The sequence below is a fragment of the Thermosynechococcus sp. PKX82 genome (genome assembly GCF_031583255.1).
Taxonomy (GTDB): Bacteria; Cyanobacteriota; Cyanobacteriia; order Thermosynechococcales; family Thermosynechococcaceae; genus Thermosynechococcus.
This window is the reverse complement of sequence record NZ_CP134169.1, coordinates 242,407-265,955: the sequence shown is the minus strand read 5'-3', so window position 1 is coordinate 265,955 and position 23,549 is coordinate 242,407. Positions and strand designations below refer to the sequence as shown.

The window sequence follows — 23,549 nt, the reverse complement described above, 5'->3', positions numbered from 1 at the left end:
GGCTTTGCGGGCTTTGTTGGCGGTGTTGCAGTGGATCAGTGGCGGTAGTCGCAGTGGCAAGACCTGTGCACTGGTAAGGGAATTTGCCCAGTGGGTCGGGCAGGACAAGTCCGTGATTCCCCGTGAGCGATCGCTCCTCTTTTTGACGGATAGCGTAGAAGGCCGCCAAGCCATCCAACGGGAAATTGAGTCACAGTTGGGCAGTGGCTACAGACCTTACATCACCACGCCAGTGGGCTTCATGCAGGATGAGGTGGAACTTTTTTGGCCGCTTCTGGTGCAGACGAAGGCCGTCGATCCGCATCCCCCTTTGCGTCTGAAACCAGAAACGGAGTTGGTGTGGGCACAGCGGTTGTGGCAGCCTTGGCTTGCCAACCAGACGTTTGCTGTCCTCAGTGAAAATCGCGATCGCGCCACTCGCCATCTGCTTGATATTTTTCAATTGGCTGCCTTTGCCCGCCTCAGCCTCGATGATCTACCCCAACTCATTTGGGATCATCAGCTTGAGATGCCTTCAGAAACCGTGGGGGCGATCGTCACTGCCCTGAAACAGTGGCAAAGTTGGTGTACTGCCCACAGCCTTCTCACCTACGGCATTACCACGGATTTATTTGGCCGAGTTCTCCTTGACCATCCTCGATACCAAGCCTCCTTGGGGCAACGGTTTCAGTGTCTTTTGGCTGACAACACCCACAACTATCCAGCGGTGATGGCGGATTTGATCGCCCGCTTCAACCAACAGGGGATCAAGATTGTCCTGACTCACCAACCCATTGGCGCTGTCCGTCTCGGTCTGGGAGCTGATCCCGATGCGTTTCTCAGCCTGAAAAACCAAGCCACCGTCATTGAGCAACCCTGCCCTGCCGAAACGATTTTTGGCAACACCCCTCTCCAAACTGAGATTCAAGAACGCCTCACTACGCCCCAAGCTACGCTGCCCGAAAACATCGCGGCTATTCAGACCACTTCGCGGATGCAACTGTTGCAGGAAGTGGTTGCAACGATCGCCACCGCCATTCATCAAGGGATGGTGCAACCAAACGAGATCGCCATCCTTGCCCCCGGTTTAGATAGCGTTGCCCGCCATGTCTTTAGCACTGAGTTAAAAAAACGCGACATTCCCTTGGTGATCTGGAATGAGCAGCGCCCTCTGATTCAATCCCCCTTTGTGCGTGCCCTTTTGACGCTGTTGCTGTTTGTTTATCCGCGAACGGGAATGATCCCAGAGGCAACGGCGGTTGCGGAGATGTTAACGGTTTTGCTGCCGCGAGCGATTGATCCTGTGCGGGCAGGCTTGCTCTCTTGCTATTGTTTTCAGCCGGGTCTGGAGAAAGCCGAACTGCTGAGTACAACCCAGTACAGCCATTGGGATCGCTTTGGTCATCGTGCCACGGACGCCTATGAGAACTTGCGTCATTGGCTGAGCACACTAGATCCTAGCCAAATGCCTGTGTATCTCCTAGAGGCGGCGATTCAACGCTATCTCTGGCCACACAACCTGACAGCCAGTGAATTGGCTCCCCTGCGATCGCTCCTTGAGGGCACAGCCGCCTACTGGCAAATTTATGATCACCTCCCAGAACACCGAGCTACGCCAACGGCTGAGCGACTACGGGAATGGATCGCCCTACTGCGGCGGGGAATTGTAACCGCTGATCCCGCTCCACCCCTGCGGCAGCCCCAAGGGGTCTTACTAGCAACCACATTTCAATATCGCAGTGCCCAACTGGCTCATCGCTGGCATTTTTGGTTAGATGTCGGCAGTCCGCGTTGGCAGGATGGCGGCTTGCAATGTCTTTGGCAGGCGCCGATCTTTTTGCGGCAGGGGGCGGCGAGTCCCAGTGCACGGGTGTGGCAATTGGAGTCAGAACGTCTGGAGCATTTACTGGTGGATCTATGTTCACGGGTGAGCGATCGCCTATTCCTTTGCCACAGTGACTTGGCTGCCAATGGCAGTGAGCAAGAAGGCCCCCTGAGTCCTTGGGTGGATCTGGCGGTGGGCGATCGCCTCCAAGCTGTTACCGATGGCACTATGATAAATAACGCGATTTGCTCGTCCTCCTAGGGAGAAACACTGCTTGTCACCGCACTTTTCACTCACTACCCCCCTGTACTACGTCAATGCCCTTCCCCACATTGGCAGTGCCTACACAACCATTGCTGCCGATGTGCTTGCTCGCTTCTATCGTTTGCAGGGCTATCAGGTGCGGTTCATTACCGGTACCGATGAGCATGGCCAAAAAATTGAGCGCACCGCCCAACAGCGGGGTCTCAGTCCCCAAGCCCACTGCGATGAGATTGCCGCTGGTTTTCAAGCCCTGTGGCAACAATTGAATATCCACTACGATCGCTTTAGCCGCACCACCAGTCCTCGCCACCACGCCATTGTCAACGAGTTTTTTCAGCGGGTATGGGACAACGGCGACATTTACCTCGGTCAGCAGCAGGGTTGGTACTGTGTCGAGTGCGAAGAATTCAAGGAGGAACGCGAACTGCTTGAGGGTCGGCGCTGCCCGATCCACGTGAATCGGACGGTGGAATGGCGAGATGAGCGCAACTATTTTTTCCGCCTCTCGAAGTATCAGCCGGCGCTCTTGGACTACTACGCTGAACATCCTGACTTTGTCCAGCCCCCTAGCCGTCGCAATGAGGTGCTGAGTTTTATTGAGCGGGGGCTGCAGGACTTTTCCATTTCGCGGGTGAATCTGGCATGGGGGTTTCCCGTGCCCACGGATCCAGATCAGACCCTCTATGTCTGGTTTGATGCCCTCTTGGGCTATGTCACTGCCCTCTTGGAACCAGAAGATGAGCCAACCTTAGCCAATGCCCTCAAAACTTGGTGGCCGATTGATCTGCACATTATTGGCAAGGATATTCTTCGCTTCCATGCCATTTCTTGGCCGGCAATGTTAATGTCGGCGGGTTTGCCACTGCCAGAGCAGATCTTTGTCCATGGCTTTCTCACCAAGGATGGTCAAAAAATGGGCAAAAGTCTGGGGAATACCCTTGATCCCTTTGCCTTGGTGGCGCAATACGGTGCCGATGCCGTGCGTTACTACTTCATGAAAGAGGTGGAGTTTGGCCGCGATGGTGACTTTAGCGAGACCCGCTTTGTCAATATCCTCAATGCGGATCTGGCCAATGATCTGGGCAATTTGCTCAATCGCACGCTGAAAATGGCTTGGAAATATACCGATGGGAAAGTACCCAATGTCCAAGGGTCAGCGATTCCGCGCGAGCATCCCCTGCGGCAACTGGCGGAGCACCTCTGCCAAACCTATGGCCAAGGGTATCGGCAACTGGCCTTCCATGAGGTGTGTCAACAGGCACTGACGCTGGCACGGGCGGGGAATAAGTTCCTTGATGAAGAGGCACCGTGGCAACGCTATAAGGCTGGGGAAACGCAAGCGGTGGCGGAGATTCTCTACTGTGTATTGGAGTCAGTGCGCCTTGTGGCCTATGTCCTTGCCCCGATTATCCCCCAACTGAGTGAGGCTATCTATGGGCAGTTGGGCTATAGTATTAAATTTAACGGATCAGTTGACCCCGACCTTTTGGGCGATCGCCAAGCCCAGTGGGGTGTTTTACCTGCGTCACAACCTCTGGCCAATCCAGAGCCGATTTTCCAAAAACTGTCGCTGCCTGCAACTGTCGCCGATTCCCCTTGACGCGCGATACGCTAGAGGTATGACTTCATATTTCGATAACACACTTTTTTTGAGATGATTTCTACATGGTTACATCTTCGTCTTCAGCTATTTACACGCCAGAACAGGTGTTACAAAATCGCGGGCGCGTTGCCATTTTTATTGATGGCTCCAACCTCTTCTATGCAGCACTGCAACTGGGCATTGAAATTGACTATTCAAAACTCCTCTGCTACTTGACCCAAGGTTCCCGTCTCTTTCGCTCCTTCTTCTATACAGGGGTTGACCCCACCAATGAAAAACAGCAGGGGTTTTTGCTGTGGATGCGCCGCAATGGCTACCGTGTCGTCTCCAAGGAACTGGTGCAGCTGCCGGATGGCTCGAAAAAGGCCAACCTTGATGTGGAAATTGCCGTCGATATGATGGCACTGGTGGGCTGCTATGATACGGCCATCTTGGTTAGCGGCGATGGGGATTTGGCCTATGCGGTGGATGCTGTGAGTTATCGGGGGGCACGGGTCGAGGTGGTGAGCTTGCGATCGATGACGAGCGATAGCCTGATTAACGTTGCCGATCGCTACATTGATCTCGAAAGCATCCGCGAAGAAATCCAAAAAGCACCCCGCCCAACCTATACCTATCGCCCCGTCACGGGTAGCCTGACGCCGCCCCCCATTGTGACTCCCCATTGGGAGCAAGATACCGCCGAAGGGAAAGATGAAGCTGCGCCCAATAAGTCACCCGAGACCCTAGAGAACCTAGACAACAATGCCTCTGCCTAGACCCCTCCTCCCCCTTTGCCTTGTACTGGCCTTGACAGGCTGCGGCTGGGTGGATCAATGGGTGGGCGAGGAACCCTCACCAGAACCAGAAATCACGGGGGATGTCAAGCTGCAAAATCTGACCCTACGGCAAACCAATGCCAAAGGTGAACTTCTCTGGTTATTACAAGCGGCGGGAGCGCGCTATCGCGATGACGATCGCCAGCAATTGGAGATTCAAAACCTGACGGGGGAATTAAAGGCAGAGGGCAAAACTGCTTACAAGGTGCAAGCTAAGGCAGTCAATGTGCGGCAGCGGGATGGACAACTCTGGATTGAAGGCCGCACCACCGTCACTGATCTCCAGCAAAAGGGGACGATTGTGGCCGATCAATTGGTCTGGCAGGGCGATCGCGGCGTTCTCATTGCCCAGAAAAACTTGCAAGCCCGCTATCCCCAAGTCACTGTTACTGCTAAGCGCCTCGAAGCCGATAGCCAACGCCAAGAACTGCGTGCCCTCAATGCCGTTCAGGTGACCTCGTCAGCCAAGGAGGCCAAGGATTTGCGACTCAGTACGGAGAGTCTAGTGTGGCAGCAGCAACCCAATCGACTGTTGGCAGGGGTGATTGGTCAAGGGGGGGTCACCGTCCGCGGTGTGGCGGGCGATCGCCAAGGGCAGCGGCTGCAAGCCCAAAGGGCCATCTGGTCGATTAGCGATCAGGTAGTTACCCTTGAGGGGGGTGTTCAAGTGCAGCTTCCCAACCCTGCCCTACGGGTTGAAGGAGAAACGGTACGCTGGTTGATTCCGCAGCAGCAATTGGTGAGCGATCGCCCGGTGCGGGTGCAGTCCTCCACTCAAGGCATTCAAGGGCAGGCCAATCGTGGTGTCTTCCTGATGGCTGAAAACCGCGCCATCTTTGACAATGCCCAGATCAATAGCCAACCTCAACAGGCACAACTGCGTGCCCAACGCCTCAATTGGTGGATTCCCCAAGAGCGGGTGGAAGCCAGCGGTCAAGTGGAAATTCAGCGCCCCAATGCCCACCTGCGCACGGCTCAACTGATTTGGCGGATTCCTCAACAGGAAGTGGAAGCCCAAGGGGGCGTCTTTTACCGCCAGCGCAATCCCCGCATTCAAATTCAGGGACAGCGGGCAAAGGGGTGGCTCGATCGCCAAGAGGTGATTGTCAGTGGCAATGTCCAAAGTGAAGTACCGCTGCAACTACGCCTCCCCTAAACCGATGGTAGAGATAGCAACAATCTTTGCCCTATGAGTGCTGCACCATTGCAAATTCTTGACTTGGGGGGTGAGATTCTCCTTTTTCAGCGTTTGATTCCGGCTCACCAGTGTCAGCAGGTGATTGCTACGGCTGAGAAGGTGGGGTTTGAGGATGCACAAATTCTCATGGGGACGGTCGATCGCTCAGTGCGCGGCGGCAGTTTGCTCCGCTTTGATCCCCAAGATCCCCAACAGGCGACAATGCGGCAGATTCTGCTTCAAGCCACACAAACGATTCAGATTGTTCTCTACCAGCACTATGGCATTCGCTTTCCTGAAATTGAGAACTTCTCGATCCTGCGCTATCGCGTGGGCGAGGGCTATCGCCGCCATGTGGACAACCTGCTGCTGGCCAGTCGGCAAATGGAACTGGCGCAAGGTATCCCAACACGGGATGTGAGTTTAGTGGGCTATCTCAACGAGGACTTTCAGGGGGGAGAAACCTATTTCGATCGCCAAGGGGTGAAGGTCACCCCACGGACGGGGGATGTTGTTGTTTTCCCTGCCTACTACACCCATCCCCATGCGGCTTTGCCCGTGGTGCAGGGGACTAAATATGCCTTTGCCACTTGGCTATTCTATTGATGGATGATCATGAACCCTTGAGGCAATAACTCAGCAACAACCATGACTGAACCTCTGCGCTTCAAAACCTCGCCCCTGATTTCTGGAACGCTCATTGCCCTCTATGGCGCACTCACACTTCCTCTCCCCTTTTTGGCGGCACAGACGGCGGCGCCTGTTTCACCCCTGCTGCTTTGGGGGGCGATCGCCTGTGGGGGCATTTTGCTCTGGGGGGCACTGAGTCAGCGGGTAGAACTGGACGCGCAAGGGATTTGCCTCACCTATCCCGGTTGGGTGCCCCCCTTCCTGCGGCGGCAGTGGCAACTGGCTTGGTCAGAGATTCAAGGGCTTCAGCCCCGCAGTACCAGCCAAGGGGGCTTGGTCTATTATCTAGTCACTGCCACAGGTCAGGGGTATCTTCTGCCGATGCGAGTGGCGGGGTTTGCCCAAATGATGCGTGCCATTGAAGCTCATACGGGATTGCCCACAGAGGTGATTAAGCCCCTTGCTCAGCCTTGGATGTACGGTATTTTGGCCGTCTTTACGCTGCTATTGGGAGCGGTTGATCTGTGGATTTTGACCACTGTGGGATAATAGGGGCGTGTTGAAGTGCTGAGCGATGACCATGAGTGCGAATCGGTTTGTGGCATATCTGCGTCGAGGAGTGGTGTGTTTGCTCCTGAGTGTCCTGTGCTGGTCAAGTATCGCCCCGCTGCCGGCGATCGCCGCTATTCAAGTGCGGCTCTTTGACCTCAGTTACCACGAATGCCCGCCAGAAATTGGTGAAGGTTCAGTCACACCCGGGGGCACGACCCTCAAGGCCAACTGCTACCTGATTACTGGCAAAGCAGAGAATAAATCCGGCAAAACAGTGGTGGATGCCGATGTCTTTGGCCGCATCTACGATGCCAATGGCAATCCAGTGTTGCAAAACCGCACACGGGTTGGGGCAATTGATGTGATTCCACCCGGCATTAGCGATTTTGAAATTCGCATTAGCGTGCCCTACGACCAACCAACACCTTTGCAGTTGGAGCAATTTAAGGCCTCTGGCTTTACAGCAAAAGTGCGCGGCTAAGCCAGCCAATCTCTGCGCAAACTCGCACTGAGGGGCAAAAATTGTGATATCCTAGAATGTTTGATGCTCCCTTTTTTCTGGGAATCCTCTGTAGGGTTATTCCCAAAGGGTTCTGGTGTCATTTCTAAACCCTTAGCCATTTTTGGAGGGGTTCCCTGTTCTTCCTAAATCAAGGCACGTGTTGCGGTTGATGGACTGGTTTATCTCTAGAGGTTTGGGTTCAGGTGCGCATTCCCCTCGACTATTACCAAGTGCTGGGTGTGCCAATTCAGGCAACGCCGGAGCAAATCGAGCAAGCGTTTCAGGATCGGCTGTTGCAACTGCCCACCCATCAACACTCCCCCACCACCGTTGCCACCCGTCGTGAACTCATTGAGCAAGCCTATGCGGTTTTGCGAGAACCTGAGCAGCGCCATGCCTACGATCGCCACTGCTGTGCCGTTGACCCCAATGATTTGATTGCCCAGTTGGATCCCGATGCCACCGCTCCCCACCTTGAAATTAGTGATCAGCAATTTTCGGGGGCGCTCCTCCTGCTCTATGAACTGGGGAACTACTCCCAAGTGGTCAAACTGGGAGAACAATTCCTAAAGGAGGATGCTTTTGATCTCAACCGCCCCTATACTTCCTCTGCCGCCGTTGCTGACATTACGCTGACTGTGGCTTTGGCCTATTTGGAATTGGGACGCGAGGAATGGCAGCGGCAGTCCTACCAAGCAGCCGCCTCTCGCCTCGAAGCCGGTCTAGAGGTACTTCAGCGGGCGAACCTGTTTCCCGACCTCCAGGAGCAGTTGCAGACGGAACTGCATCGGCTGCGTCCCTACCGCATTCTGGAGTTACTGGCACTGCCTCTATCCGATAGTGTGAATCGGCAGCGGGGTATTTTATTGCTGCGGGAGATGCTCAGCGATCGCGGGGGCATTGAAGGTCGTCATGATGATCACTCTGGCCTAGGGGTTGAGGATTTTCTCAAATTTATTTTGCAACTGCGCAGCCATCTCACCGTAGCAGAGCAACAGGAACTCTTTGAACGAGAATCCCGCCGTCCCTCAGCAGTAGCGACCTATCTGGCAGTGCATGCGCTGGTGGCACGGGGCGTACAGGAACTTCAGCCGAGCTATATTCGCCGTGCCAAGAATTTACTAGAGCGACTCTCCCCCAATCAAGACATCTACCTCGAACTGGCCAGTTGTTTACTGCTGTTGGGACAACCTGCTGAGGCCTTGGCCGCTCTCGATAAATCTCAAGATCAGCAGAGTCTCGCCTTTATCCGCCGTCATTCCCATGACTCCAGCGATCTGCTGCCGGGCCTGTACTACTACACAGAGCAATGGCTACGGGAAGAAATTTATCCTGCTTTTCGGGATTTGGGGGAAACGCCGGTGGCCTTGGATGCCTACTTTGCGGATCCCGATATCCAAACCTACTTAGAGGCTCTCAGTGACGACTCCTTTGCCCCTGAACCGCCCAGCACCACTGCCTCTGCCCTCCCCGAAGTCATTAGACCAACGGTGGCCGTGCCGCCGCCCGTCTCCTTCACAGCGGAAACGTTGCCCTTGGAGTATCATACTGGGCTGGGTCAAGGCTTTTCGGCAGCGGCTGCTACCCGCTCTTCAACCGCAACGGAGACCGACACGCCCCCAGCATCCACTCGCAAACGGCGCCGCCCTCCAACCAGTCACCACAAAAAACGTCAGACTTGGTTTTGGATGGGTGCAGGGGTTGTTCTTGTTGGGTTAGGCGCCTTGGCAAAAGTCTATTGGCCAGCCAAAACGGCTGAAGCCCCACCACCACCACCGCCAGTGACCCCGACGCCAACTCCTGTGGCAACGCCAACCCCAACGCCACAACCAACGACCTTAGCCACCACCTTAACGCCGGAGATGGCACGCGATCGCCTCCGCACGTGGCAGCAAATTAAAGCCCAAGCCCTTGGCACGGCATTTGAGATGGACAAACTAGCAACGATTTTGGCGGAGCCAGAACTCAGCCGCTGGCGATCGCGGGCACAGAGCTTAAAATCCGAGGGTAGCCATTGGGTCTATACCCTGCGGAACCTAGAAGTGAAGGAAGTCCGTCCCCGAGGCAGCGATCGCGTGGATGTATTGGTGGAAGTCAATGAGGATGCCCGTTTTTATGAACAGGGAACCCTACGCAATGATATTTCCTATAGCGATCCCTACCGCGTCATTTACACCTTTACCCGTCGCGGCAATCAATGGTTGATTCAACGCATGCAGGTGGTTAGCTAAGGGGCATTTCCACCTGTCGGCCAAACTTGAGATTCAAGAGAGACAACGACAGGATAAATAGGAATAAGACCAGTCCCATCGTACAGGCGTAGTTTATCTCTAAGCGCTGAAAGGCATTCTCGTAGATATAATAAACAATGGTCTTGGAGCTATTGAGGGGCCCCCCTTGGGTCATGACATAGACCTCTTCAAAGACCTTCGTGGCAGAAATTGCTGAGATAATGCTCACCAAAAGAATATAGGGACGCATCAGCGGTAGGGTAATATCCCAATGCTGTCGCCAGCCGTCACTGCCATCGAGTGCTGCCGCTTCGTAGAGTTCACCACTAATCCCCTGAAGTCCCGCCAGATAGATCACCATGTAGTAGCCCAAGCCTTTCCAAATCGTGACGGCCATGACACTAAAGAGGGCGAGTTGGGGACTTGTCAGCCAAGGAATCGGGGTGTCCCGCAGATGCAGACCCTGTACCAGTTGATTGAAGAGGCCATTGGGGGCATAGAGCCAGCGCCAAGCAATCCCCGCCACCACCATTGAGATAATCACGGGGCTGTAGTAGGCAGCACGAAACCAGTGGATGCCCCGCAGGGGTTGATTGACCAGAATCGCCAACAGCAGGGGGGCGATCGCCAGAATCGGCACCACGACCACTAAATAGAGGAAAGTATTGGCCAAGGTTTTCCAGAAAACACCATCACGCCACAATTGCGCAAAGTTGGCCCATCCCACCCACACAGGCGGACTCAGGAGATCCATCTCATAGCGGGTGAAACTAAGGAAAAAGGCCTGTAGGGCTGGCCAAAAGACCGTCAGTGTGAGTAACCCCAAGGCAGGGGCAAGAAAGAGATAGGGGGTGAGCGATCGCCCTTTCATTGGCTGCGGGGGTGTTGTTGACGATAGGCACGCATTTGCGCCACAAAGTCGCCAAAGAGATAATCAGCATCGTGGGGGCCGGGGCTGGCCTCAGGGTGGTACTGCACTGAGAAAATCGGCAATGTTTGGTGCTTCAGACCGGCAACGGTTTTGTCATTGAGGTTAAAGTGGGTAATCTCAACGGGGGTTTGGGCAAGGGATTCTTCAGTAATGGCAAAGCCGTGGTTTTGGCTGGTAATTTCCACTTGCCGGGTCAGGCCAGCGGGCTGGTTCAACCCGCGGTGACCAAATTTCAGTTTGAAGGTTTCCGCCCCCAAAGAAAGTCCCAACAACTGATGCCCCAGACAAATGCCAAACATGGGACGCTGAGCCGCCAGTAATTTGCGTGCGGTTTCAATGCCTTCCTGAACCGCCGCAGGGTCGCCGGGGCCATTGGAGAGGAAAATGCCATCGGGGTCATAGCTGAGAATCGTTTCCGCTGGGGTATCCGCCGGCACAACAATCACACGGCAACCATAACTAGCCAAGCGACGGAGAATGTTGCGCTTCACGCCAAAGTCAATGGCCACAACCGTCAAGGGTGGCTCTTCGGTGGCTGTTTGGGGACGAAATTCCCAAGCCGGGGGCGTCGGTTCTGTCCACTCATAGGGGGTGCGGGTGGTCACCACCTTGGCTAGATTTTGTCCCTGCATACTGGGAGCGGCAAGGACTTTTTGCAGCAGTTCAACGGGATCAAGGATTTCCGTGGAGATGCCGCCATTCATGGCACCGACAGTACGAATTTTGCGGGTGAGGGCGCGGGTGTCAATCCCGTAAATGGCGGGAATGCGATGGGCTTTGAGGTAATCAGGTAAGGATTGTTGCGATCGCCAGTTACTGGGAATGTCACAGATATGGCGAGCAACCGCACCGCGCACTTGGGGGCGATCGGATTCATCGTCTTCGGGCGTGGTTCCAGTATTGCCCAACTCAGGGTAGGTGAATGTCACGATTTGACCACAATAGCTTGGGTCAGTGAGTACCTCTTGATAACCCGTCATGCCGGTATTAAAGACCACTTCGCCAATGGCTGTTCCCGGTGCCCCAAAGGAAAAACCGCGAAAGACTGAACCATCGGCAAGAACCAGCAAGGCGGGTGTCGGCATTTCAATATCTCCAACTGGGAAAGCCCAATAGTTTATTGTGCATGATAAAGCCGGCCGTTGACTGCACAAGAATTCTCGGATGTTTTGATTTTCTTACTTGCGGCGACTCACCTGTTCAGTTAGATAATCTGCCGCTGTGGCCACTAGGGGAATAATCCGTGCATAGGGCATCCGCGTCGGCCCTAGAATGCCAATACTGCCCACGGGGGAGTCCCCATAGCAATAGCAGGAATAAACCAGTGTACAGGACTGCATCGGCGCTAAGGTATTTTCACTGCCAATGCGGATTTGCACCTGCGAGGGGGCTTGGCTATCGCCACTGATCAAGGGAGCCAGTTGATCCTGTTGGTCTTCGAGAAGATGCAGTAGCATTTGCACCTGCTCCACTTGGGAAAACTCTGGCTGCTGGAGAACATCGGCAAGACCACTGATGACAAAGGAAGTGCCTTGGTGGCTGTAGCGATCGCTCAACTGCCGCAGTAGGGTCTGAAGCTGCTGACTGTAGGTCTGAAACTCCAAATCCAGTTTTTGCCAGTCAATGGCACTGAGTTCCACCAGCGATCGCCCCTGCAACTGATGATTGAGGAAGTTGGTCAGTACCTGGAGGGTGCGCTCCCGTAGCTCAGGGTCTTCTTCCCCTTGCCCCAATTGGATCAGTGCCGACTGGGTTTCGTAGGTATCGAGCACAAGAATCACCATCACCTGCTGGGAATCCAAGGCGACCAGTTGAATCACCCGAATCTGCCGCTCCAAACGATTGGGGAGCGTAATCAGGGTAATGTAACCACTGAGATCCGAAAGCAACTGCGCCGCTTGCCGCAAGATCACCTCAAGGCGTTGTTGCCCCCAGATAAACCGCTCACTCAAGAGACTCTCGGCTTTGCGAGCCACATCGGGAATGGGCTGGATCAGTTCATCCACATAGACGCGATAGCCAGAATCAGAGGGCACCCGCCCTGCGGAGGTGTGGGGTTGGTAAAGCAGGCCACTTTTTTCGAGGAGCAGCATCGTATTGCGCACCGTGGCCGGGCTGACGTTGAGGTTGTATTCCGTGGCGATCGCTTTTGAGCCGACGGGTTCTGCCGTGGCAATGTAATGGTTAATCGTGGCGCCAAGAATTTGCTTTTGGCGATCGCTGAGTTCAATCGTCATAACCCCTTACACCTGTGACTTGTTATCTGTGTTTTTTATCTATCTATAAACTAGCCTTTGTATTTCAGCAATTCTGAGTTGCAACTTGCGGCTATGGCGATTGGTCTTTTGTGACTAAAAACTCAGCTAGAAATGGCTAAGCAGTACTGCCAATGGGGGATTCCCAAATAAATTGCAGATGGATCGACCAAGGCTGTGGCGGGCGGCTGGTGACCGCTATGGCATGTAAAAACTCCCGTAGATAGAACCGTTGCTCTGCTGCCGAGAGTTGGTACCAAAATTGCGGCTGACCAAGGGTCACCGCCAGTTGCAAAAGATTACTAGGGGGCAATTGGGCCTGCTGTGCCTCAATTTGTGCCCGTTCCCCAGCCAGTTTATAGCGGCGCAGTTGAGCGGTTTCGGGATCCAAGAGGCCTTGGGCTTCTAGTTCGGCAAGGCGGTGCAGTTGGGTTTCAATTGCTTGCAGTTGAGCCGTCAACGGTGGCGGCGGCAGCGACAGTTGGGCGATCGCGGGCGGCAGGCGCTCAGCAATTTGATCAATCACAGCAGCCAAGGCCGCGTCGTAGGGAATGCTGCGACATTTGGGGGAGAGGGGACAGTGCAGGGGACGCAAGTAGGCATATTGGCTCGGTTGGCGGTAAGGCTGCACCTGAGTCCGGCCAAAGCGTTGCTGACATTGGCGGCAAATCACCAATCCCGCCAGAGGATGGGGGGCACTAGCACTGCGACGAGGCAGAGAGCGTTGGCGTCGCAACAGCCGATCCACCTGAGCCGCTTCATCGGGGGCAATCAGGGGGGCATGGGTCTGAGGAATCACCGTTTTCCCTTGGTAGTAGAGATGGCCGCGATAGACGGGGTGGGTCAACCAGCGCCGACCGGTCGCTACGCTAATCTGCTTGTGGTGGGTGGTGGCAATAAAGCGCACCGCTGCACTGAGGGAGCCATAGAGGAGAAAATGCTCGACAAAATCCTTGACGACAACGGCTGCCGCTCGATCAATGACATAGTGCTCTTTGCCCCGGCGATAGCCATAGGGAGCACGACCCGGCGGCGGACGGTGCTTGAGGCGATTGCGGGCATGGCCATGGCAGAGAGTGTGGTGATGGAGTTGCTGCTTTACTTGATCCCAAAGGGATAGCAGCTGATCTCCGCTGGGGGGGCGATCGCTCACGTAGCCTTCGGCTAGGGCAATCACCATAATACCCGCTGCCTCCAGTTGCCGCAGGCGATCGCTCACTTCCATCACCGTTTGGCCAAGGGCACTTAATTGGTGCAACAGCCAATAGCCCGGTGCTAACCGCTGCAACCAGTACCGCAACTGCGGCCGAGCAGCCTCCACATCCAGTACCCAGTGGTCAATCTCCTGCCCCCACCCTTGGGGATCGGGGAGGGGCTGCCAGAGGGGATCAATGTACTCGTAGGCAATAATGACCACACATTACATCGTCCTGAGGATCAGGTCGTTGCCGGTACTAGGGTTGGACTAGGATTGGGCATGGTCTCCGGCGGCAAGCCATAAATGGAGTTATAGAGGGCATTGTAGGCTAGTGCTGATTTTGTCCAGCTAAAGTCCTCGCGCATACCCCGCTGCTGGAGGGTGTGCCACTCCCGTTTGTAGCGATACCCTTCCCACGCCCGCACTAGACAGGTGTAGAAGTCAAGGGGTTCATAGCGGTCAAAGCAGTAGCCCGTTCCCGTTTGCCGCTCTGGATCATGGTGAGAGACGGTATCCACAAGGCCACCCGTGCGACGGACAATCGGCACACAGCCATAGCGCAGGGCAATCATCTGAGCAATGCCACAGGGTTCAAAGCGACTCGGCATGATGAAGGCATCGGCACCGCCATAGATCCGCCGCGACAGGACATCACTGTAGAGCAACTGGACACTACAGCGCCCCGGAAACCGTGAGGCAATTTGCCACATTTGGGTTTCGTAGTAGCGATCGCCCGTTCCCAAGAGGACAAACTGGCTATCGGTGTAGGCCAAAAAGCGATCCAGCACCTGAATCAACAGATCCAACCCCTTTTGCTCCACCAAGCGGGTGACCATCCCCACCAAGAAAGCACCGGAATTCACCTCCAACCCCAGTTCCTCTTGGAGCGCAATTTTGTTGGCCTTACGCCGCTCAAGGGTATCTACGGTGTAGTTTTGCACAAGGGCGCGATCGGTACTGGGATCAAAGACCTCTGTATCAATGCCATTGAGAATGCCGGAGAGCTTGCCACTAATAAACGACAGCAGCCCTTCCAATTTCTCACCATATTCGGGGGTTTTAATCTGTTCGGCGTAGGTAGGCGAAACCGTATTGACGCGATCGGCATACTGCAGTGCTGCTGCCATCGTATTGTGCCCCTGCATGTACCACGGACACCAAGTAATTTGCTCGAGGCGCCACCGCCAGGGCCCTTGATAGGCCAAGTTGTGAATGGTGAACACAGTGGTGATGTCGGGATCCTGATGCATCCACACTGGGATCATTCCCGTGTGCCAATCGTGGCAATGGATAATCTGGGGTTTCCAGTAGTTCCAAGCAAATTCTGCTGCCCCATTGGCAAAGAAGGTGAACCGCCAGTCCTCATCCTCCCCGTAGTAGATGCGGCGGGGATTAAAGCAGGGATGGCCAAACAGGTAAAGGGGAACATCCGACCCCGGCAACACCGTTTCATAGACATGGAACGTCTGAAACATGGCATGGCCAATCCAGATGGGATCCTTGGGAATCTCCACCTTGTCGGGCAAGAAGCCATAGTAGGGCATAAAGATGCGCACATCATGTCCCATGCGGCGTAACACCTTGGGCAGGGAACCCACCACATCTCCCATGCCCCCCACTTTCGCCAGCGGTGCCGCCTCAGCAGCAACAAATAGAATTCGCATGATCCTCCTGAACCTGTTTTTTGGCCAATTCTAGGGCAACGCAATTGCCGTTAACCTACCACAAGTGCGGGACAATTTGGCGTACGATCGCTCTTATACGTCTTTGGAATTGGCAACCCCTATGGCAGATTCTCCCCTCGTGCAACGGGTCAAAGAAGTTCATGAGCAGGCGCGTCTGTTGGCTCAGCTGGATGCCACTGCCCGCAATGATGCCCTAGAGCAGGTGGCCTGTGCCCTTGAAGCGGCGCGGGAGGAGATTCTGGCGGCCAATGCTGCCGACTGTGAGCAGGCCAAGGCCAATCAGCTCAATCCTTCTCTTTATGCGCGGTTGGAACTGAGTCCCAGTAAACTAGCGGCGGCGATCGCCGGGGTGCGTCAAGTGGCGACCCTTGCGGATCCTCTAGGTCAGCGCCAACTCCATCGCGAATTGGATACAGGCTTAATTCTCAGTCGCGTCACCTGCCCTTTGGGGGTGCTGGGGGTAATTTTTGAAGCGCGTCCCGATGCCGTCGTGCAAATTGCTTCCTTGGCAATTAAATCGGGGAATGGCGCCATTCTCAAGGGAGGACAGGAGGCGAGTCGCTCGTGCCAAGCGATTATGCAGGCCATTCACAGAGGGCTAGAGAAGTCGGCAGTGCCCGCTGGGGCGATCGCCCTCCTGATGCGGCGGGCAGAAATTACGGAATTGCTGCAACTGGATCAATGGGTTGATCTGATCATTCCGCGGGGTTCCAATGAATTTGTACGTTATATCCAGAACAACACGCGGATTCCTGTGCTGGGGCACGCCGATGGTCTGTGTCATCTCTATGTGGATGTCGCTGCGGATCTGGAGAAGGCGATCGCCATTACCCTCGACGCCAAAACCCAGTACCCGGCTGCCTGTAACGCCATTGAGACGCTTCTTGTCCATCGGGGCATTGCCGAGGCCTTTTTACTCAAAGTGGCTGCTGCCCTTGAGAAAGCAGGGGTGGAATTGCGGGGGGATGCGATCGCCTGCCACCTTGTGCCCATGACCCCTGCCAGTGAAGCCGACTGGGCGACAGAATACTGCGATTTGATCCTCTCTATCAAAGTTGTTCCCGATCTCGATGCCGCGCTGGATCACATTGCCACCTATGGATCGGGGCACACTGAAGCCATTGTTACCGAGGATGCTGCCGCCGCCGCCCGTTTTCTGCAAGAGGTGGATGCCGCTGGCGTTTTTCACAATTGCTCCACCCGCTTTGCCGATGGCTTCCGCTATGGCTTTGGCGCTGAAGTCGGTATCAGTACCCACAAACTACCGCCGCGAGGCCCGGTGGGGCTAGAGGGATTAGTTACCTACAAATACCAACTGGTGGGGAATGGCCACATTGTGGCAACCTATAGCGGCGCCAATGCCAAACCCTTTACCCATCGTGATTTGGAATCCTAACGAATTTAAGGGATTGTTAAGCAACAAACACAGCCAATTTTTCTGTTTCAGAATGGAGATATAGGGCAATAGTGATTTAACCACCGTGCAGATGATGACCGCTGCAAACTTTGCCTATCCAGTCTCCGTTGGAAATGTGTTGCGTGCTTTACCCAGTGTCTGAGCAAAGGAGCAGCCTGCGTTTGGCAACGGACAAGTCTGACTTGGGAATTGCGTGCAGTTAGGTGATTCACAGATTCACGATAGCAAAGGGAGCCAAAGACACTCAAAACTTTAACGGCTCAAGCACTGCTGTTGCATCCCCAGAGGGACAGCAAACGGCAATTTAATCAATGAAACTTAATGTTTGGGAGCATAACAATGACTCAATCCATCCCTAGACCAACCAGTGAAGTGACCCATCGGGAAACAGCGTTTGTTTTAGAACTGAATTCCTTGAGCTGCAAAGACCTGCCCCTAGTGGGGGGCAAAAACGCTTCCTTGGGGGAAATGCTCCAACAACTGACGCCCAAAGGCATTAATGTCCCCGATGGTTTTGCGACCACAGCCTATGCCTACCGTTACTTTATCCAAGCGGGAAATCTTGATACCCAACTGCGGCGGCTCCTTGAAGGTCTCGATGTCGAGGATGTCACAGAACTCCACCGCGTGGGGCAAGCGATTCGCTCGCTAATTTTGCACACGCCGTTTCCCCAAGAAGTGACGGATGCGATTGCTGCCGCCTACCAAAAAATGTGCGATCGCTATGGCCCGAATACGGACGTGGCGGTTCGCTCCAGTGCCACCGCTGAAGATTTGCCCGATGCTAGCTTTGCCGGTCAGCAGGAAACCTACCTCAATGTCCATGGTCTCAAGGGCGTTCTCGACGCCTGTCATCGCTGCTTTGCCTCACTCTTTACGGATCGGGCGATCTCCTACCGCCAGATCAAAGGCTTTGACCACTTCAATGTGGCCCTGTCGGTGGGGGTGCAAAAAATGGTGCGCTCCGACTTGGCCTGCTCTGGGGTGATGTTCTCCATTGACACAGAAACGGGCTTTAAGGACACTGCCCTGATCACGGCCGCCTATGGCTTGGGTGAAAACGTTGTTCAAGGCGCCGTCAACCCCGATGAATACTTGGTCTTTAAGCCAACCTTGAAGGCGGGCTATAAACCCATCTTGAAAAAAGCCCTCGGCACCAAAGAAATTCGCATGGTTTATGCCCTTGGCGGGACGAAGCTCACCCGCAATGAACCCGTGCCTGAGCCCCTGCGGAAACAATTTGCCCTCAGCGACGAAGAAATCCTCACCCTAGCCCGCTGGGCCTGCCTCATTGAGGAGCACTACTCTGCTCTGCGGGGAACCTACACCCCGATGGATATTGAGTGGGCAAAGGATGGCCTCACAGGTGAACTCTTTATCGTGCAGGCGCGCCCCGAAACCGTCCAATCCCAAAAAGCCACGAACGTGCTGCGCAGCTACCATCTCAAAGAAAAAGGAACGCTCCTTGCCACAGGTCGGGCAGTTGGCGAAATGATTGGCCAAGGCCGTGCCCGCGTCATTCTCAATGTCCGCAATATCGATCAGTTCCAAGCGGGGGAAGTGCTGGTGACCCACCGCACGGATCCTGATTGGGAGCCCATCATGAAAAAAGCCAGTGCCATTGTCACCGATCAGGGGGGACGCACCTGCCATGCGGCGATTATTGCCCGTGAGTTGGGCATTCCTGCCATTGTCGGTTGTGGCGATGCCACCGAAACCATCCCCAATGGTGTTGAGGTCACAGTTTCCTGTGCAGAAGGGGAAGAGGGGCACGTCTATCAGGGATTGCTGCCCTTCCATGTGGAGGAAGTGGCTCTGGAAAATCTGCCGCGAACCCGCACCCAAATCCTGATGAATGTGGGTAACCCCGAGGAAGCCTTCAGCTTGGCGGCAATTCCCAATGATGGGGTGGGGTTGGCACGTATGGAGTTCATTATTGCTAACCACATTCAGACCCATCCCTTGGCATTGCTCCACTACGATGAGTTGACCGATGAGGTGGCGAAGCTGAAAATTGCCGAGCTGACTCAAAACTACACCGACAAGGCGGAATACTTTGTCGATAAGTTGGCTCAGGGGATTGGGGCGATCGCTGCCGCCTTTTATCCCAAGCCTGTGGTCGTGCGCATGTCCGACTTCAAAAGCAATGAGTACGCCAACCTCTTGGGCGGTCGCCAGTTTGAACCCCATGAAGAAAACCCAATGATTGGCTGGCGGGGCGCCTCCCGTTACTACGACCCCAACTATGCCGAAGGCTTTGCCCTTGAATGCCGCGCCATGAAGAAAGTCCGCGATGAGATGGGGCTGACGAACGTGATTCTGATGATTCCCTTCTGTCGTACCCCAGAGGAAGGACGGCGAGTACTGGCAGAGATGGCCAAACATGGGCTGAAGCAAGGGGAAAATGGTCTGCAAGTCTATGTGATGTGCGAACTCCCCAGCAACGTGGTGTTGGCGGATGCCTTTGCCGAGGTCTTTGATGGCTTCTCCATTGGCTCCAATGACCTGACGCAACTCACACTGGGGTTGGATCGCGATTCGGCCTTGGTGGCGCACCTGTTTGATGAACGCAATGAAGCGGTCAAACGCATGGTGGCGCAAGCGATTCAAACGGCGAAGGCCAAGGGGCGCAAAATTGGCATCTGTGGTCAAGCCCCCAGTGACTATCCTGAGTTTGCTCAATTCTTGGTAGCGCAAGGGATTGACTCCATTAGCCTCAACCCCGACTCCGTCCTGAAGACGATGCTGCAAATTGCTGAGGCTGAAAAACAGGCCTAGAGTGCACAACCCAGTGACAACGCCTAAGCTGAGGGCAGAGAATTGAAGCCGCGATCGCTCTGCCCTTTTCTGTGGGTGACGCAACCCAGTAGGATCAAAGGAATCAGGTGGAGAATATTGGCGTGGACACAGCAGCAATTCAGGAACTCATTACCTCAGCGGATGTGGGCGATCGCCTGCGGGGCATCAATCAACTGCGTAGCCTTGACCCCAACGATGCCTTTCGGCTCATTCAACCCCTCAGCCAAGATGAAAATTCCCGTGTCCGCTACGCTGCGGTGAGTCAAATTGCCAGCCTTGGGCACGTCAATCTCAATCAAGCCCATGACCTGTTGCGCGATCGCCTGCTCCATGACAGCGAAACGGATGTCCGTGCTGCTGCAGCGGATGCGATGGCTGCCCTACAAGTTCCCTTTGCCCTTGAAGATTTAGAAACGGCCTACCACAGTACCGATGATTGGCTGTTGCAGTTTAGTATCATTGCCGCCTTGGGTGCCCTAGGCAATCCTGCTGCTGTTGGGCTGCTCACGGAAGCCCTCAATAATCCCCAAGAATTGGTGAAATTAGCCGCCATTGGTTCCTTGGGTGAACTGAAACAACCAGAAAGCATTGTCCAGCTGCGGCAGTTTGTCGAGTATCCCGATTGGCAAGTCCGCCATCGCCTAGCGATCGCCCTTGGCCAAATTGGCACTCCAGAGACTCGCCCCCTGCTGGAACAGTTGACCACTGATTCTGCGGAAGCGGTTGCCGAAGCGGCTCGCACTAGTTTGGCTCAGTTAACTACTTAACACCCGTGGGTTATACGCTACCAGTTTTTGCGGCGGCGGCGGCGGTGGCGGCATTGCGTTGCCTTACGGAAGGAACCTGTCCTAAGGAAATCACCCTTGCGCTGCTGCGCCCCAACCGCTGTGAAACCTTTAGGATTGCCCAAGGGGCATGCTTAGATGCCCAACAGGCCTTAGCCATTACCTACAGTGAACCCAGTGATCCCCTTGATCTCACCCGCCATACCCCGATCTGGGCTTGGGTGCGCTGGCAAGACCCTGTAACGGCTCCCAAAATTCACATTGAGGGAGGCTTTGGGGTGGGGCGCGATCGCGCCACGGGCGAGGCAGCTATCTACCGCTATGCCCGCTTGTTGTTAACCACTAACCTGTTGCTCTATTGTCCTAAGGAGCGGGCGATCGCCGTCACGATTCTCCTGCCCCAAGGGCGAGATTTGGCAGAGCGCACCTCGAATGCGGCTTTTGGCATTGTTGAGGGACTCTCCCTACTGGGAACCACTGCCTTAGCCCAACCCCTCACAGCCTCGGAGCAACTGGATCGCTATCGCGAGGACTTAGCCCAGAAGGCAGCAAAATCTCCCATCCTCGTCTTTTGTATTGGCGAGAACGGCCTTCAGGTGGCGCAGCAACTCCAGATTCCCCCTTCCCTGTGTGTAAAAACTGCCAATTGGCTAGGGCCAATGCTGGTGGCCGCTGCTCAACACAAGGTTCAACAGTTGCTCCTCTTGGGCTACCACGGCAAATTAATTAAACTCGCTGGCGGCATTTTCCATACCCATCACCACCTTGCGGATGCTCGCCAAGAAATTCTCACCGCCTTTTGTGCCCTTGCAGGTTTAGACCCAGAGATTCTGCATCAGGTGTGGCAAGCACCAACGGTTGAAGCTGCCCTCAAATTTTTAGCAACAATGGCTCCCCAAGCCTTGCCTGAGATTCTCAGCCACATTGCCAACCGCATTGATGAGCGCGCCATTACCTATATCCATGCCCATTGTGCTGCTCCCATGGGGCGGTCATTACAGGTGGGATGTGCTTTGTTTGGGCGCGATCGCCAAATTGTTGCCATCAGCGAGGCAGGAAACCTAATTTTGACAAGGATTAGGCTATACTAAGTGAAAGACTCAATAAAATGTGTACCAGCACTTATGAGTACAAACTGCCATGTTCTTGATCGCGAAGAGGTCATTCGTTTTATCCCGAATGAAGATGATAACTCAAGAATTATTTACAAACACCGTAATACTGATATTACTTATCCAGAAGAATTTCTAAAGCTTATTTTTAATGATGCTAGATTGATTCCACCATTAGTTAGAAGTTGCTCAGCAAGAGTTATGATGCTCGATAAGACGGGTTGGCATAAGGGTAGAGTGCGATTAGAAATTGTATTCTATCCCGATGAGGAAAATCCCAATATCAATGTTAGTGATGAACTGAACATTAACGAATATCTATCTCAGAGTTAGGGTTGATCTCATAGAAGCTAAGAAAAGTAGTCTACTAAGGATTGGAGTTTCTAAAGACGGTAAAAGATTGATAGCCAGTATCAATTAAGATATGCTCAAATAGTTCCTCTCCAATCAATTCATCGATAACTTGCTTCACGGGTGAGTTATTATTACCTTCAGCATCATACCAGCCATAGTAATCGTGCAAAATAAAGTAGCCACCCGGTCGTAAATGCCAAGGCACATAATTAAAAACATCCGCTTTGCACCCCTCATAACTATGATCGCCATCAATAAAAATGAGATCAACTAAACCGTCAATCGTGACTTCATCTGAACGGGTATTAATAAATTCAACATAGTTTTCAAGATTTGCTTCAAGAATTAATTCCTCAGCTTCCTTGGTTGGAAATGGATCAATTGAAAGCAGTTGTCGTTTTTTCGGCGCTTCAAATTCGTTGTAATTGATGTCAGGTCGCTGCTTATGTTGTTGTGGTTCTTGCCAGCCAATATCAATGAATCGTAGGGCACTTGCTAGACAGAGAGTTGAAAAGCCCTTAAAACGTCCAATTTCAATGATCCGAGTAGCGCGAATACTTACGGCTAGAGAAAATAGGGTCATTCCTAACCCCAGCTCTGAGCCACCAGCAACGAGTGCCTTCCGCATCAGGCCAAAAAAATCCCCAAAATAGCCGTCCATTCTTTTCTGGTTATGGGCTAAGGCTTCTGTTGTCATTAGGTACTCTGGACTAAAACTCATGGGAGTATTTCCGGCAGCGACTTCTTGTGGCTCTACCTTATCCTAGCTGAGGTTACAATATAGGATACTGGGAGAGATGGCAGAGTGGTCGAATGCGCTCGACTTGAAATCGAGTGTGGCAGTGATGTCACCGAGGGTTCGAATCCCTCTCTCTCCGTTGGATGAAAAAAGGCAGCTAGAACTGCTCTAGCCGCCGAAACATCACTCTTGGAAACCCTTACAGACCAAGATCTGCCAAAATGTCGGTGGCGTGGGTATCGGTTTTCACACTGGTATAGACGTGGGAAATAATGCCATTGCCATCAATGACATAGGTGACTCGCTTGGCGTAGCCGCCACCATCCACGTCGTAGGCCTTGATAATGGATTTGTCCACATCTGCCAAGAGGGGAAAGGGGAGGTTGTATTTTTCAGTGAACTTTTGGTGCGAGGTTTCGTCATCGGTACTCACCCCCAAAACGACAATCTCTTTGCCCTGATAGGCGGCATAGTTGTCACGGAAGCTACAAGCCTCTTTGGTGCAGCCGGGGGTGTCATCCTTAGGGTAGAAGTAGAGCACCACAGTTTTGCCCGCAAAGTCGCTGAGGGACACCGTATTGCCATGGGTGTCTTTGGCAGTAAAGGCAGGGGCGGGTGTACCAACGGCTAAAGCCATGGGGGATAACCTCCTAATGTTAAGTTTTATTACGTGCTTGTTCTTTATTTTATCGG

20 protein-coding genes and 1 tRNA gene are annotated in these 23,549 nt (G+C 54.0%); 14 read left to right on the top strand and 7 right to left on the bottom strand.

Features of this window, described 5'->3' with window-relative positions; translation table 11 throughout:
* Positions 1–4 precede the first annotated feature (4 nt).
* The 8 genes from RHH53_RS01235 to RHH53_RS01200 all read left to right on the top strand — a co-directional run bounded on the left by RHH53_RS01235 (position 5) and on the right by RHH53_RS01200 (position 9,581).
* A complete protein-coding gene (locus tag RHH53_RS01235) occupies positions 5–2,065 on the top strand; it encodes a hypothetical protein (protein WP_310743984.1) in 2,061 nt (686 codons plus the stop codon).
* 13 nt (positions 2,066–2,078) lie between these two features.
* Positions 2,079–3,668: a methionine--tRNA ligase gene (metG, locus tag RHH53_RS01230; protein ID WP_206200712.1), complete on the top strand. Its 1,590-nt coding sequence runs from the start codon at positions 2,079–2,081 to the stop codon at positions 3,666–3,668.
* 65 nt (positions 3,669–3,733) lie between these two features.
* Positions 3,734–4,429 carry an NYN domain-containing protein gene (locus RHH53_RS01225; protein WP_149821272.1) on the top strand — a complete coding sequence of 232 codons (696 nt, stop codon included), beginning with the start codon at positions 3,734–3,736 and terminating at the stop codon, positions 4,427–4,429.
* Entirely contained in the window at positions 4,416–5,645 is a 1,230-nt protein-coding gene (gene lptC / locus RHH53_RS01220; RefSeq protein ID WP_302678631.1) for an LPS export ABC transporter periplasmic protein LptC, read from the top strand. Before RHH53_RS01225 ends, lptC begins: the two co-directional genes overlap by 14 nt.
* A 33-nt stretch (positions 5,646–5,678) precedes the next feature.
* Positions 5,679–6,272 carry a 2OG-Fe(II) oxygenase gene (locus RHH53_RS01215; RefSeq protein ID WP_310743983.1) on the top strand — a complete coding sequence of 198 codons (594 nt, stop codon included), beginning with the start codon at positions 5,679–5,681 and terminating at the stop codon, positions 6,270–6,272.
* A gap of 42 nt (positions 6,273–6,314) precedes the next feature.
* On the top strand, positions 6,315–6,845 hold the full coding sequence (locus RHH53_RS01210; RefSeq protein WP_302677051.1) for a hypothetical protein: 531 nt from the start codon (positions 6,315–6,317) through the stop codon (positions 6,843–6,845).
* Between the two features lie 25 nt (positions 6,846–6,870).
* Positions 6,871–7,329, top strand: a complete 459-nt coding sequence (locus RHH53_RS01205; protein ID WP_302677050.1) for a hypothetical protein — start codon at positions 6,871–6,873, stop codon at positions 7,327–7,329.
* 224 nt (positions 7,330–7,553) lie between these two features.
* Positions 7,554–9,581 carry an IMS domain-containing protein gene (locus RHH53_RS01200; RefSeq protein WP_310437900.1) on the top strand — a complete coding sequence of 676 codons (2,028 nt, stop codon included), beginning with the start codon at positions 7,554–7,556 and terminating at the stop codon, positions 9,579–9,581.
* On the opposite strand, the gene RHH53_RS01195 is transcribed toward RHH53_RS01200, so the two are convergent.
* The 5 genes from RHH53_RS01195 to glgA form a co-directional block, all read right to left on the bottom strand.
* Entirely contained in the window at positions 9,574–10,452 is an 879-nt protein-coding gene (locus RHH53_RS01195; protein WP_206200705.1) for a carbohydrate ABC transporter permease, read from the bottom strand. The two genes, RHH53_RS01200 and RHH53_RS01195, sit on opposite strands and share 8 nt — an antisense overlap.
* Positions 10,449–11,597, bottom strand: coding sequence for a glutamine-hydrolyzing carbamoyl-phosphate synthase small subunit (carA, locus tag RHH53_RS01190; RefSeq protein WP_206200704.1), 1,149 nt, complete (start codon positions 11,595–11,597; stop codon positions 10,449–10,451). Before carA ends, RHH53_RS01195 begins: the two co-directional genes overlap by 4 nt.
* A gap of 93 nt (positions 11,598–11,690) precedes the next feature.
* Positions 11,691–12,749, bottom strand: coding sequence for a heat-inducible transcriptional repressor HrcA (gene hrcA / locus RHH53_RS01185; RefSeq protein WP_206200703.1), 1,059 nt, complete (start codon positions 12,747–12,749; stop codon positions 11,691–11,693).
* A 136-nt stretch (positions 12,750–12,885) separates the two neighbouring features.
* Positions 12,886–14,184: a recombinase family protein gene (locus tag RHH53_RS01180; protein ID WP_206200702.1), complete on the bottom strand. Its 1,299-nt coding sequence runs from the start codon at positions 14,182–14,184 to the stop codon at positions 12,886–12,888.
* Positions 14,185–14,204: 20 nt separating this feature from the next.
* On the bottom strand, positions 14,205–15,629 hold the full coding sequence (gene glgA / locus RHH53_RS01175) for a glycogen synthase GlgA (protein ID WP_302678627.1): 1,425 nt from the start codon (positions 15,627–15,629) through the stop codon (positions 14,205–14,207).
* Between the two features lie 121 nt (positions 15,630–15,750).
* Between glgA and RHH53_RS01170 the strand changes: the two genes are divergently transcribed.
* The 5 genes from RHH53_RS01170 to RHH53_RS01150 all read left to right on the top strand — a co-directional run bounded on the left by RHH53_RS01170 (position 15,751) and on the right by RHH53_RS01150 (position 22,096).
* On the top strand, positions 15,751–17,046 hold the full coding sequence (locus RHH53_RS01170) for a glutamate-5-semialdehyde dehydrogenase (protein WP_302679139.1): 1,296 nt from the start codon (positions 15,751–15,753) through the stop codon (positions 17,044–17,046).
* Between the two features lie 360 nt (positions 17,047–17,406).
* Positions 17,407–19,845: a phosphoenolpyruvate synthase gene (gene ppsA, locus RHH53_RS01165; RefSeq protein ID WP_302678626.1), complete on the top strand. Its 2,439-nt coding sequence runs from the start codon at positions 17,407–17,409 to the stop codon at positions 19,843–19,845.
* A 107-nt stretch (positions 19,846–19,952) separates the two neighbouring features.
* Complete coding sequence (locus tag RHH53_RS01160) at positions 19,953–20,633, top strand: HEAT repeat domain-containing protein (protein WP_302677043.1); 681 nt, start codon at positions 19,953–19,955, stop codon at positions 20,631–20,633.
* A gap of 5 nt (positions 20,634–20,638) precedes the next feature.
* Positions 20,639–21,742 (top strand): cobalt-precorrin-5B (C(1))-methyltransferase CbiD, encoded by a 1,104-nt coding sequence (cbiD, locus tag RHH53_RS01155; RefSeq protein ID WP_310743982.1) that lies wholly within the window; start codon positions 20,639–20,641, stop codon positions 21,740–21,742.
* Entirely contained in the window at positions 21,743–22,096 is a 354-nt protein-coding gene (locus RHH53_RS01150) for a hypothetical protein (RefSeq protein ID WP_310743981.1), read from the top strand. It begins immediately after the preceding gene.
* A 34-nt stretch (positions 22,097–22,130) separates the two neighbouring features.
* On the opposite strand, the gene RHH53_RS01145 is transcribed toward RHH53_RS01150, so the two are convergent.
* On the bottom strand, positions 22,131–22,814 hold the full coding sequence (locus RHH53_RS01145) for a class I SAM-dependent methyltransferase (protein ID WP_310743980.1): 684 nt from the start codon (positions 22,812–22,814) through the stop codon (positions 22,131–22,133).
* Positions 22,815–22,908: 94 nt separating this feature from the next.
* Here RHH53_RS01145 and RHH53_RS01140 point away from each other — a divergent pair.
* A tRNA-Ser gene (locus RHH53_RS01140) sits at positions 22,909–22,995 on the top strand.
* 60 nt (positions 22,996–23,055) lie between these two features.
* Here the strand turns inward: RHH53_RS01140 and RHH53_RS01135 are convergent.
* A complete protein-coding gene (locus RHH53_RS01135; RefSeq protein WP_206200694.1) occupies positions 23,056–23,493 on the bottom strand; it encodes a peroxiredoxin in 438 nt (145 codons plus the stop codon).
* Positions 23,494–23,549: the final 56 nt, after the last annotated feature.

Bases quoted from the DNA above. Each gene is read 5' to 3' on its own strand.
- carA (WP_206200704.1), bottom strand. From the start codon at position 11,597: ATGCCGACACCCGCCTTGCTGGTTCTTGCCGATGGTTCAGTCTTTCGC.
- RHH53_RS01195 (WP_206200705.1), bottom strand. From the start codon at position 10,452: ATGAAAGGGCGATCGCTCACCCCCTATCTCTTTCTTGCCCCTGCCTTG.
- hrcA (WP_206200703.1), bottom strand. From the start codon at position 12,749: ATGACGATTGAACTCAGCGATCGCCAAAAGCAAATTCTTGGCGCCACG.
- RHH53_RS01135 (WP_206200694.1), bottom strand. From the start codon at position 23,493: ATGGCTTTAGCCGTTGGTACACCCGCCCCTGCCTTTACTGCCAAAGAC.
- RHH53_RS01215 (WP_310743983.1), top strand. From the start codon at position 5,679: ATGAGTGCTGCACCATTGCAAATTCTTGACTTGGGGGGTGAGATTCTC.
- ppsA (WP_302678626.1), top strand. From the start codon at position 17,407: ATGACTCAATCCATCCCTAGACCAACCAGTGAAGTGACCCATCGGGAA.
- RHH53_RS01170 (WP_302679139.1), top strand. From the start codon at position 15,751: ATGGCAGATTCTCCCCTCGTGCAACGGGTCAAAGAAGTTCATGAGCAG.
- RHH53_RS01205 (WP_302677050.1), top strand. From the start codon at position 6,871: ATGACCATGAGTGCGAATCGGTTTGTGGCATATCTGCGTCGAGGAGTG.
- RHH53_RS01210 (WP_302677051.1), top strand. From the start codon at position 6,315: ATGACTGAACCTCTGCGCTTCAAAACCTCGCCCCTGATTTCTGGAACG.
- RHH53_RS01225 (WP_149821272.1), top strand. From the start codon at position 3,734: ATGGTTACATCTTCGTCTTCAGCTATTTACACGCCAGAACAGGTGTTA.
- lptC (WP_302678631.1), top strand. From the start codon at position 4,416: ATGCCTCTGCCTAGACCCCTCCTCCCCCTTTGCCTTGTACTGGCCTTG.
- glgA (WP_302678627.1), bottom strand. From the start codon at position 15,629: ATGCGAATTCTATTTGTTGCTGCTGAGGCGGCACCGCTGGCGAAAGTG.
- RHH53_RS01145 (WP_310743980.1), bottom strand. From the start codon at position 22,814: ATGACAACAGAAGCCTTAGCCCATAACCAGAAAAGAATGGACGGCTAT.